The 11,075-nt window shown below is 68.4% G+C and carries 12 protein-coding genes; 8 read left to right on the plus strand and 4 right to left on the minus strand.

The window, feature by feature from the left end; genetic code table 11:
• Positions 1-108 precede the first annotated feature (108 nt).
• The 8 genes from G3O00_RS34515 to G3O00_RS34550 all read left to right on the plus strand — a co-directional run bounded on the left by G3O00_RS34515 (position 109) and on the right by G3O00_RS34550 (position 7,824).
• Complete coding sequence (locus G3O00_RS34515; protein ID WP_206145655.1) at positions 109-615, plus strand: RDD family protein; 507 nt, start codon at positions 109-111, stop codon at positions 613-615.
• Positions 616-840: 225 nt separating this feature from the next.
• Positions 841-1,779: a UDP-2,3-diacylglucosamine diphosphatase gene (locus G3O00_RS34520; RefSeq protein WP_206145656.1), complete on the plus strand. Its 939-nt coding sequence runs from the start codon at positions 841-843 to the stop codon at positions 1,777-1,779.
• Positions 1,780-1,808: 29 nt separating this feature from the next.
• Positions 1,809-2,843: a glycosyltransferase family 1 protein gene (locus G3O00_RS34525; protein ID WP_174935247.1), complete on the plus strand. Its 1,035-nt coding sequence runs from the start codon at positions 1,809-1,811 to the stop codon at positions 2,841-2,843.
• Positions 2,840-3,376 carry a diacylglycerol kinase gene (locus tag G3O00_RS34530; RefSeq protein ID WP_011352720.1) on the plus strand — a complete coding sequence of 179 codons (537 nt, stop codon included), beginning with the start codon at positions 2,840-2,842 and terminating at the stop codon, positions 3,374-3,376. The genes G3O00_RS34525 and G3O00_RS34530 overlap by 4 nt, the downstream gene beginning before the upstream one ends.
• A gap of 205 nt (positions 3,377-3,581) precedes the next feature.
• A complete protein-coding gene (locus G3O00_RS34535) occupies positions 3,582-4,340 on the plus strand; it encodes a TetR/AcrR family transcriptional regulator (protein WP_174942642.1) in 759 nt (252 codons plus the stop codon).
• A complete protein-coding gene (locus G3O00_RS34540) occupies positions 4,337-4,918 on the plus strand; it encodes a TIGR00730 family Rossman fold protein (RefSeq protein ID WP_011352722.1) in 582 nt (193 codons plus the stop codon). The genes G3O00_RS34535 and G3O00_RS34540 overlap by 4 nt, the downstream gene beginning before the upstream one ends.
• Positions 4,919-4,940: 22 nt before the next feature.
• Complete coding sequence (locus G3O00_RS34545) at positions 4,941-5,702, plus strand: SDR family oxidoreductase (protein ID WP_206145657.1); 762 nt, start codon at positions 4,941-4,943, stop codon at positions 5,700-5,702.
• A gap of 229 nt (positions 5,703-5,931) precedes the next feature.
• On the plus strand, positions 5,932-7,824 hold the full coding sequence (locus G3O00_RS34550; protein WP_011352724.1) for a glycosyl transferase: 1,893 nt from the start codon (positions 5,932-5,934) through the stop codon (positions 7,822-7,824).
• 192 nt (positions 7,825-8,016) lie between these two features.
• Here the strand turns inward: G3O00_RS34550 and G3O00_RS34555 are convergent, their stop codons facing one another.
• From G3O00_RS34555 to G3O00_RS34570, 4 genes are all read right to left on the minus strand, one after another.
• Positions 8,017-8,634 carry a DUF924 family protein gene (locus G3O00_RS34555; RefSeq protein ID WP_206145658.1) on the minus strand — a complete coding sequence of 206 codons (618 nt, stop codon included), beginning with the start codon at positions 8,632-8,634 and terminating at the stop codon, positions 8,017-8,019.
• Positions 8,631-9,362: an alanyl-tRNA editing protein gene (locus G3O00_RS34560; protein ID WP_206145659.1), complete on the minus strand. Its 732-nt coding sequence runs from the start codon at positions 9,360-9,362 to the stop codon at positions 8,631-8,633. The genes G3O00_RS34555 and G3O00_RS34560 overlap by 4 nt, the downstream gene beginning before the upstream one ends.
• A gap of 105 nt (positions 9,363-9,467) precedes the next feature.
• The gene (locus G3O00_RS34565; protein ID WP_011352727.1) at positions 9,468-9,878 is read right to left on the minus strand and encodes a group II truncated hemoglobin; all 411 of its coding nucleotides are present in this window, start codon (positions 9,876-9,878) and stop codon (positions 9,468-9,470) included.
• Between the two features lie 43 nt (positions 9,879-9,921).
• Positions 9,922-11,075 (minus strand): FtsX-like permease family protein (locus tag G3O00_RS34570; protein WP_206145660.1); only part of this gene is annotated, 1,154 nt, incomplete at its 5' end.

The raw sequence follows: 11,075 nt of genomic DNA on the forward strand, positions 1-11,075 counted from the left end.
CCGCCGGTGCCCGCCTCGTCGACGGCCGGCACCGCATCCGCGCCGGCCGCCGTGGCGCCCGTGTCGCCCGCCGACGCACCCTCGCTGTTCAAGGGTTCCTGAGCGCCCGTGGCACACGCCCGCGCCCCCGAAATTCCGGCCGCCGCGCCATCCGTGCGGCGGCGTCTCGCTGCCCTGCTCTACGAAGGCGTGCTGCTGTTCGGCGTGGTGTTCTTCGCCGGGCTCGCGTTCAGCCTCGCGACGCAGCAACGCAACGGCCTCGTCCATCACAACCTGCTCGCCGCCTGGATCGCACTCGTGGTCGGCGCGTACTTCGTCTGGTTCTGGACCCACGGCGGCCAGACACTGCCGATGAAGACCTGGCGGCTGCGGCTCGAATCGTCGAGCGGCCAGCCGCTGAGCGCGGGCCACGCGCTCGTCCGCTATGCGCTCGGCTGGCTTTGGTTCCTGCCGCCGCTCGCGCTGCATCCGCTCCTCGGACTGTCGGTACCCGTCACGCTCGCGCTCACCGCCGCATGGATCGTCGTGTGGGCCGGCGCCGCGGGCCTGCATGCCGGCCGCCAGTTTCCGCACGACCGGATCGCACGTACGCGCGTCGTCGCGATACCACGCTGACGCACCGCATTCGCCTGACGAAAACGCCTCGCCGACGCGACTCCCGCCCGGCCTGACGGCCTTACCGGACAACGGTCGGCCGTTCCGTACGGCAGGTTGCACAACGCCCCGTCATTCACTGCTAAACACTCTGCAGCGGTCGTAATAAGAACGTCTCGTGACTGTCACGGCACAGTCACGCCCGCATGGCGGAATGCCGGTAATGTCAACCGGCGCGAGTCATGCATGGGCCAGAAAACGTCCGCGACCTCCCTGTTCCGTCACCCCATCGGCGCCCGCGCCGCTACCGCTTTCCTGTCCGGTTCTGCCGCAACCGACGGGCTGGTGTCGCAAGACCCGCCAGCCGGTCACGCCGCGCAGCATGACGACCCCGACTCGTCTGCCCACCGCTATCGCACCATCTGGCTGTCCGACATCCACCTCGGCTCGAGCGGTTGCCAGGCGCCGTACCTGCTCGACTTCCTGCGCCACAACGATTCGGAGTACCTGTACCTCGTCGGCGACATCATCGACGGCTGGCAGCTGAAGAAGGGCTGGTACTGGCCGCAGGCGCACAACGACGTCGTGCAGAAGATCCTGCGCAAGGCGCGCAAGGGCACGCAGGTCGTCTACATCCCCGGCAACCACGACGAAGGCGCGCGGCAGTTCTGCGATCTCGCGTTCGGCGACATCCAGGTGCGCGGCGAGGCGTTCCACACGACGCTCGCGGGCAAACGTTTGTGGATCGTGCACGGCGACCTGTTCGACGGCGTGATCCAGCACGCGAAATGGCTCGCGTACCTCGGCGACACGCTCTACACGCTGATCCTCGTGCTGAACCGCTGGTTCAACCGGATCCGCAGCCGGCTCGGCTTCCAGTACTGGTCGCTGTCGCAGTACCTGAAGCACCAGGTCAAGAACGCCGTCAACTTCATCTCGCAGTTCGAGACCGTGATGACCGACGAGGCGCGCCGCCGCGGCTGCGACGGCGTCGTGTGCGGGCACATCCACAAGGCCGAGATCCGCGATATCGACGGCGTGCTGTACTGCAACGACGGCGACTGGGTCGAAAGCCTGTCCGCGCTCGTCGAAACGATGGACGGCGAACTGAAGATCGTCTACTGGACGGTGATGCGCAGCGCACCGACGGAGACCACGTCGCGCAAGGCCAAGGCCACTGCCTGACACACCCTTACTTACAGGACAACGCCGCGATGAAGATCATGATCGTCACCGACGCGTGGGAACCGCAGGTCAACGGTGTCGTGCGCACGCTGAAGAGCACGTCGCGCGAGCTCACCGCGCTCGGCCACCGCGTCGAAATGCTGACGCCGCTGGAATTCCGCACAGTGCCCTGCCCGACCTACCCGGAGATCCGCCTGTCGATCCTGCCGTACCGCAAGCTGCGCGCGCGGATCGATGCGTTCGCACCCGACGCGCTGCACATCGCGACCGAAGGCCCGCTCGGCCTCGCCGCGCGGCGCTATGCGCGTTCGCGCAAGCTGCCGTACACGACCGCGTACCACACGCGCTTTCCGGAATACGTGCAGGCGCGCTTCGGCATCCCGCTCGCCGCGACCTACCGCTTCCTGCACTGGTTCCACGGCCCGTCGCTCGCGGTGATGGCGCCGACGCCGGTCGTCAAGCAGGACCTCGAGAAATTCGGCTTCACGAACGTCGTGCTGTGGACCCGCGGCGTCGATCTCGACGTGTTCCGGCCGATGGAATCGAAGGTGCTCAATACCGCGCGGCCGATCTTCCTGTACGTGGGCCGCGTCGCGATCGAGAAGAACGTCGAGGCCTTCCTGCGCCTCGACCTGCCCGGCTCGAAGTGGGTCGCGGGCGAAGGCCCCGCGCTCGCGGAGCTGAAGTCGCGCTATCCGGAAGCAAACTATCTCGGCGTGCTGTCACAGGCCGAGCTCGCGAAGGTGTATGCTGCGGCCGACGTGTTTGTGTTCCCGAGTCGCACCGACACGTTCGGCCTCGTGCTGCTCGAGGCGCTCGCCTGCGGCACGCCGGTTGCCGCGTATCCCGTGACAGGCCCGATCGACGTGCTCGGCGGAGGCGACGCCGGCGCGATGCACGAAGACCTGCAGGAAGCCTGCCTCGAGGCGCTGAAGATCGAACGCACCACTGCGCGCGCATGGGCCGAACGCTTCTCGTGGCGCGCGGCATCCGAGCAGTTCGCGTCGCATCTGAAGCCGCTGCCGAAGACCGCGTACTCGCCAGCAGAAGGTGCCGCCGTTTGAAACGAGACCTGAACGACAAGACCCCGCCCCCCGACGCAACGCCGCAACGGCACCGCCCGTTCGACGAGGAAGAGCCGCATGCCGATGCGGACGTGCACGCGCACGAGCCGCTCGGCCCCGACGATCGGCTCGCGCCGCTGCCGCCGAACCCGTACAAGCGCCATCGCGGCATCACGCGCGCCTGGTACGCCCTCAAGCATTCGCTGAACGGCTTTCGCGTCGCGATCCGCGAGGAGAGCGCGTTTCGCCAGGAACTCACGCTCGCCGCGCTGATGCTCCCGATCGGCGCGTTCGCGCCGGTACCGGCCGCCTCGCGTGCACTGCTGATCGCGTCGGTGCTGCTCGTGCTGATCGTCGAGCTGCTGAACTCGAGCGTCGAGGCCGCGATCGACCGCATCTCGCTCGAGCGCCACGAACTCTCGAAGCGCGCGAAGGACCTCGGCAGCGCAGCCGTGACGGTCGCGCTGTTCGCATGCGTGACGACGTGGGGCTTCGTGCTCGGACCGGTCGTCGCACGCTGGCTCGGCTTCTAGACGGCTGCCCTGCGGGCACCTGTCGTACCGCCCGCGTGCGGCGCTGCACCATGCGCCGCGCGGGGCCGCGATCACGAAATGCCCCGATGTGGCGAAACCCCGGTTTATAATCGTCCGCTAGACATAGAACAGCAACCCGCGCCGGACGAATCACGCAGCATCGATTGCAGCGCCCGCCAGTCCGGCACACACAGGGCCGGACGACATGGAAGCGAAACCTCCCCGCCGCACCCGCGAACGGATTCTCGAGTTGTCGTTGAAACTCTTCAACGAGATCGGCGAGCCGAACGTCACGACCACGACGATCGCCGAGGAAATGGAAATCAGTCCAGGCAACCTGTACTACCATTTCCGCAACAAGGACGACATCATCAACAGCATCTTCGCGCAGTTCGAGCAGCAGATCGAACGGCGGCTGCGCTTTCCCGAAGATCATCGTCCGACCATCGACGAAACCTGGTCGTACCTGCAGTACATGGCCGATTTCATGTGGACCTACCGGTTCCTGTATCGCGACCTCAACGACCTGCTCGCCCGCAACCGCACGCTCGAGACGCACTTCAAGCAGATCATCAGCCACAAGGTGCGCTTCGCGCGCGACATGTGCGAGCTGCTCGTGTCCGACACCGAGATGGTCGCGACGCCCGCCGAGATCGAGGTCATCGCCACCAACATGGCCGTCATTTCGACGTACTGGCTGTCGTATCAGTACGTGATGCATCCGCGCAAATACAACGACCAGGACGCGATCCGCGAGGAACTGCACCAGGTCAGCATGCACGTGATCTCCGTAATGGCACCGTACCTGCGCGGCCGGTCGCGCCAGCTGTTCGACGACCTGGTGTCCGGCAAGCTGCCGAAGCGCCAGTTCACCGACTACCTGCCGCCGCGCGATGGTTCACCGCGCCCCGCCGGCAGCCCGGTCGTCACCGGGCAAGCCCCCGCCAAGGATTCCAAGCAATGAAGGCAGTGTGTGTTTACTGCGGCTCGTCGTCCGGCGTGCGGCCCGTCTATGCCGACGCCGCGCGCGCATTCGGCCGCGCGCTCGTGGATGCGGGCCTCACGCTCGTCTACGGCGGCGGCCGGGTCGGCCTGATGGGCGTGATCGCCGACGAAGTAATGGCGGCCGGCGGCCGTGCGGTCGGCGTGATCCCCGAACTGCTCGTCGACAAGGAAGTCGGCCATACGGGGCTGTCGGAACTGCACGTCGTGCCCGACATGCACCACCGCAAGAAAATGATGGCCGACCTCTCCGACGCGTTCGTCGCGATGCCCGGCGGCGCCGGCACGCTCGAGGAGCTCTTCGAGGTCTACACGTGGGCGCAGCTCGGCTATCACCGCAAGCCCGTCGCGCTCTACAACATCGATTCGTTCTACGATCCGCTGATCGCGCTGCTGCGCCATACGGTCGACGAGGGCTTCATGCGTCCGGCCTATTTCGACGCACTGTGCGTCGAATCGGAACCCGTCGAACTGATCGAGCGACTGCGTCGCTACCAGCCGCCCGTCCACGACAAGTGGGCGCCCGACGCAGCCAAGTAACCGTCACCGGAACCCGCACGCGATGACCGCACCGTCCGACCGCAAAGCCGTCCTCATCACCGGCGCGAGCCGTGGCATCGGCCGCGCAACCGCCGTGCTCGCGGCCGAGCGCGGCTGGGACGTCGGCATCAACTATGCGCGCGACGCGGCAGCGGCCGAACTCACTGCGCAGGCCGTCCGCGACGCGGGCGGCCGGGCGTGCGTCGTCGCGGGCGACGTCGCGAACGAAGCCGATGTCGTCGCGATGTTCGACACCGTCACGGCCGCATTCGGTCGCGTCGACGCGCTGGTCAACAACGCGGGCATCGTCGCGCCGTCGATGCCGCTCGCCGACATGCCGGCCGACCGGCTGCGGCGGATGTTCGACACCAACGTGCTCGGCGCGTACCTGTGTGCGCGCGAAGCCGCGCGCCGGCTGTCCACCGACCGAGGCGGCCGCGGGGGCGCGATCGTCAACGTATCGTCGATCGCCTCCCGGCTCGGCTCGCCGAACGAATACGTCGACTGTGCGGGGTCGAAAGGCGCGGTCGACTCGCTGACGATCGGCCTGGCCAAGGAGCTCGGCCCGCACGGCGTGCGCGTCAACGCGGTGCGGCCCGGCCTGATCGAGACCGAAATTCACGCGAGCGGCGGCCAGCCGGGCCGTGCGGCCCGCCTCGGCGCCACGACGCCGCTCGGCCGCGCGGGCGAAGCGCAGGAGATCGCCGAAGCGATCGTCTGGCTGCTGGGCGATGCGGCGTCCTACACGACGGGCGCCCTGCTCGACGTCGGCGGCGGCCGGTAATTCCGCACTGCGGCGCATCAAAAACCGCCGCCCGAAACAATCCGTCGTCTCGGCACCACAAATCTCCACAATTCCGTGACACGAACGGTAAACCTCCGTAACAATTCCGTGGTCTACTACCGGACATTCAGACAGGTGTCATAAACACCTGTCCGTTACCCCTTGATGTGGCCCTAATCGGTCCTGCCCATGTCGCCGGACCGGCTCGACTCGACCCGAGATTCCTTCCATGCCCGGAACCGCAGCGCCCGGCCGGCGACGCACGACTGTGCCCGCTTCGGCCCCGCACACCCGCTCGCCCGCCGACGCCGACCTCACTGCAACGCTCGACGCCGGCGGCACGCCCGTCGTCGCCTCGACCGCCGCAGCCAGCACCACGCGCGAACGCTCGCTCCTGCTCGGCTGGCGCACGTGGCTGTTCGTCGCCGCGCTGATCTGCGCATATACGCTGCCGGGCGTGCTCGGCCACGATCCGTGGAAGCAGGACGAAACCTACACGTTCGGCATCATCCAGCACATGCTCGAGACCGGCGACTTCGTCGTGCCGACCAATGCCGGCCTGCCGTTCATGGAAAAGCCGCCGCTTTACGCGTGGGTCGCGACCAGCCTCGCATGGCTGCTGCAGCGCGTGATGCCGCTGCACGACGCGGCACGGCTCGCGAGCGCGCTGTTCGCCGCACTTGCATTCGGTTTCATCGCGCGCGCGGCGCGCGTCGCCAGCCGCGCGGACTCCTGGTTCGACCTGCGCGTGATCGGCCCGGTCGTGCTGAGCGCGGGCACGCTCGTCGTCATCAAACACGTGCACGACATGATGACCGACGTCGCGCTGTTCGCCGGCACGGCAATCGCCTTCTGCGGACTGCTCGAACTCGTGATGCAGCACGTCGCGCGCGCGCAGCAGATGCGCCACGGGCTGCCGGTCCGGCCATCGGGACGCTGGGCCGCGCCGATCTTCGGCGCGGGCGTCGGCATCGCGCTGATGACGAAGGGGCTGTTCGTGCCGCTGGTGTTCGCGGCCACGCTCGTCGGCGCGCTGGTGCTCTATCCGGCCTGCCGCACCCGCTCGTTCGCCCGTTCGCTCGGCGTCGCCGCACTGGTGTTCGCGCCGTTCGCGCTCATCTGGCCGATCGCGCTGTTCCTGCGCTCCGAGACGCTGTTCATGACGTGGTTCTGGGATAACAATGTCGGCCGCTTCTTCGGTTTCTCCGTCCCCGAACTGGGCGCGGAAAACGACAAGCCGTTCTTCATCCTGCGCGCGTTCCTGGCCGTCGGCTTCCCGGTCGCACCGCTCGCGATCGTCGCGCTCGCGCGCGGTGCGTGGCGCGACTGGCGCACGCCGCGCATCGCGCTGCCCGTGATGTTCGCGGGCGTCGGGCTCGTCGTGCTGCAAGTGTCCGCGACGTCGCGCCAGCTCTACATCCTGCCGTTCTTCGCCCCGCTCGCGCTGGTCGCCGCACAGGCCATCGAGCGCCTGCCGCGTCAACTGCATCTCGCGTGGGACTACCTGAGCCGCATCCTGTTCGGCACGGCCGCCGCGCTCGCGTGGGCAATCTGGGCGGTGATGGCCGATCCGGCCGCGTCGCGCAAGGATCTCGCGCTGCTCGGCCGCTGGCTGCCGCTCGACTGGACGATGCCGATCGAACCCGCGCTCGTGATCGGTGCGCTCGTGCTGACGGTCGGCTGGCTGACGCTGCTGCCGAAGCTGCGCGCGACGGGCGTCTGGCGCGGTGCGCTGTCGTGGGGCGCCGGCGCACTCGTCGCATGGGGGCTCATTTACACGCTGCTGCTGCCGTGGCTCGACGTCGCGAAGAGCTACCGCTCGGTGTTCGACGACCTGAACGCACACCTCGCGCTCGAATGGAACGACGGCGACTGCATGGCGAGCCTGCACGGGCTCGGCGAATCGGAAGCGCCGATGCTGTACTACTTCTCCGGCATCCAGCACACGCCGATCGCCGACGCGAAAACGACGCGCTGCACCTGGATGATCGTCCAGGGCGTGCGGGCCGTCGATCCGGCGCCCGGCAACGAATGGAAACTGTTCTGGACGGGCGCACGCCCGGGCGACAACGACGAACTGCTGCGCGTGTACGTACGCACGCCGGAACAGCACGTGGAGTAATTGCAGGGAGGCGCGGCGTCGTGCTTGCCCTCCCTCATGCCGGGTTTGCAGCGGTGAGCACCACCGTCTGAGCCGCGAACAGCCATCGGGAAATGCGCGCCGTCGACCGGCGTTTCCTGCCGCCACCGTGCCCGCGTGAGCGTAACTCCGCGGGGCTGCCCCTCCCCTTGTCGCGCGAGACTGCCCGGATCGTCAGAACGACGAACCGGGCTCGCGCAGAAATGCCGTCTCCTCGTCGCTCGATGCCCGACCGAGAATCGCATTCCGGTGCGGAAAGCGGCCGAAGCGTTCGACGACGGCCGCATGCAGCACCGCGAAGCGGTGATAGCTCTCGCACCCTGCTTCGTCCCGGATGCCCGCGCACAGGCGCACGGCCTCGCGCTGGCTCTCGACCGACTCGTCGTGCTCGAACGGCAGATACGCAAACGCGCGGTGATGCCCGCTCGGCAACTGCGCGTCCCAGCCTGCCGCGACGACGTGGCGCGCGAGCGCGAGCGCCTTCGGATCGGCAGCAAACGCGCGCGGCGTGCCGCGATGGATGTTGCGCGAGAACTGGTCGAGCACGACGATCAACGCTAGCGCCCCCGACGGCGAGCCTGCCCAGTGATCGCAAGCGCCGTCGCACGCGGCGTCGAGCAAGGCGCCGTAGCGAGTACGCAGCACGTCGTCGAACGCCGCGCCGCCGTTGAACCAGACCTTGCGGTCCTGCCCGAATTCGGCCGAGCCCGGCTCGCCGAACCAGAAATCCAGAATCTCCCGCGCTTGCGGATCGAGCGCCGCTGCGCCCGCGTGGGTGGTGTCAATCGTCATGCAAACTCCAGTACGAGGCGGCGGGTGCGCGCGCTCTTCTTTTCCAGTTTCGCGACCCGCAGCGCGCCGATTTCGGACGTGTTGCGCACATGCGTGCCGCCGCACGGCTGCAGGTCGACCTGTTCGATGCGCAATAGCCGCACGCGGCCGAGGCCCATCGGCGGCTTCACGCTCATCGTGCGGACGAGGTCCGGCCGCGCGGCCATCTCGTCGTCAGTGATCCATTCGGTCGTGACCGGGTGCGCACCGACCACCAGGCCGGCGAGGCGTCGCTCGACGTCGTCGCGGTCGATTGCTTCGGACGTCGCGAAATCGAGCCGCACGTAGTCGGCCGTCACGCTGCAGCCGTCGACCGCGTACGGCAGCACCGCGCACATCAGGTGCGCGGCCGTATGCAGCCGCATGTGGCGGTAGCGGCGCAGCCAGTCGATCTCCGCGACCACGCGCGCGCCGGGCACCAGCGCCGCGACGCTCGCCTCCTGCCCCGGTGCGGGCACGTGCACGGCATCGTCGGGGGTCGCGCCGTCGAACTTGGCCTTGCGCGTATCGGCAATCGCGATCGTGCTGCCGTCGGGCAGCGTCAGCGTGCCGGTGTCGCCGGCCTGGCCGCCGCCGAGCGGATAGAACACGGTGCGGTCGAGCCGGATGCCGTCGTCGCCGACGGCCAGGACGACCGCATCGCATTGCGTGAGGTACGCGTCTTCGCGAAACAGCGCTTGTGTCGTCATCGGGCGAGCCTCGTATCGATTGGGGGAAGCGGCCAGTGTCGCGCCGCGCGGCGCACGCGCCCAGACGCAGATCGTCCCGCGCGCGGGCGGCGGCGTACCGGTCGATCAACCGGGCCGGTTGCGCATCCAGTCGGCCGTGTCGTAGAACGAATGCATGAGCCGCTCGCGCAGCGGCTCGGGCAGCCCGATGTCGTCCATCGCCCACGCCATGCAGCGCAGCCACTGGTCGCGCTCGACCGACGCGATCGGGAACGGCAGGTGCCGCGCGCGCAGCCGCGGATGGCCGAACCGGCTGATGTAGTGGTCGGGGCCGCCGAGCCACCCGCACAGGAACCAGAAAAACTTGTCGCGCGAACCGTCGAGCGAATCCGGGTGCAGCGCGCGAATCTGCGCGAACTCGGGCTCGAGATCCATCAGGTCGTAAAAGCGGTCCACCATTTCGCGCACGCGGGCTTCGCCGCCCACGAGCTCGAACGCCGTCGGTTGCGACGGCGCATCGTCATTCACATCGGTCATACGGATAGTCGGAAAACAGGGGCTTCAGGGTTGCCGGCGACGCTCATGCGTCGCGCAGCGACTGCAGCGCGGGGCGCCGCAGCACATTATGCAGGCTCAGCCAGCCGGCCGCACCGGCGCACACGATGCCGGCCGCGATGCCGGCCGGCACCAGCCACGGATCGACGGCGAGCTGGAAGTCGAATACACGCGACGCGAGCACCCAGCCGACCGCGATCGCGCCCGCCGATGCCAGCGCACCAGCCAGCGCGCCGACCACGACGAATTCCGCGCGCTGCACCGCGTTGACCTGCGCGCGCGACGCGCCGAGCGCGCGCAGCAGCGCGGCCTCGCGCACCCGCTCGTCGCGCGTGCCGGCAAGCGCCGTGTACAGCACGAGCACGCCGGCCGCGAGCGTGAACGCAAACAGGAACTGCACCGCCCCGACCACCTGCAGCATCATCCGCTGCAGCTGCGCGAGGATCGGCGCCACGTCGATCGCGGTCAGGTTCGGGTAGCGCGCGATCAGCGGATCGAGCAGCGCGGCATTCGATGCGGGCAAATGGAAGCTCGTCAGGTACACGGCCGGGAAATCCTTCAGCACCGGCGGCGGCATCAGCACGAAGAAATTGACGCGGAACGAACCCCAGTCGAGCTTGCGCACGCTCGTGATCGGCGCGTCGACCGTCAGGCCCGTCACGTCGAAGCGCAGCATGTCGCCCGGCTTCACGTTCAGCGTCTTCGCAAGGCCGGCCTCGATCGAGATCTGCGGCGTAGCCGCGGTGCCGAACCAGTCGCCTTCGACGATCCGGTTGTCGGACGGCAGCTCGGTCGTATAGGACAGGTTGAACTCGCGGTCGACGAGCCGGCGCGCCTCCTCGGACGGGTATGCGTCCGGATTCACCGGCTTGCCGTTGATCGCGACGAGGCGGCCGCGCACCATCGGCGCGGGCTCCGCGTCGCGCACGCCGTGCGCGGTCAGGTAGGCCGCGACGTCAGCACGCTGGTCGGGCTGGATGTCGATCAGGAACTGATTCGGCGCATCGGGCGGCGTCGACTGACGCCAGCCCGCGACGAGGTCGTTGCGCGTGATCGCGATCAGCAGCAGGCACATCAGGCCAAGCGCGAGTGCGGTGATCTGCAGCGCGCTGGCCGTGCCGCGCCGGTGCAGCGACGCGAGTGCGTAGCGCCAGCCGACGCCCGCAGCCACGCGCGCAT

Origin of the sequence: Burkholderia sp. Ac-20384 (genome assembly GCF_017104605.1) — a bacterium.
Lineage (GTDB): Bacteria > Pseudomonadota > Gammaproteobacteria > Burkholderiales > Burkholderiaceae > Burkholderia > Burkholderia lata.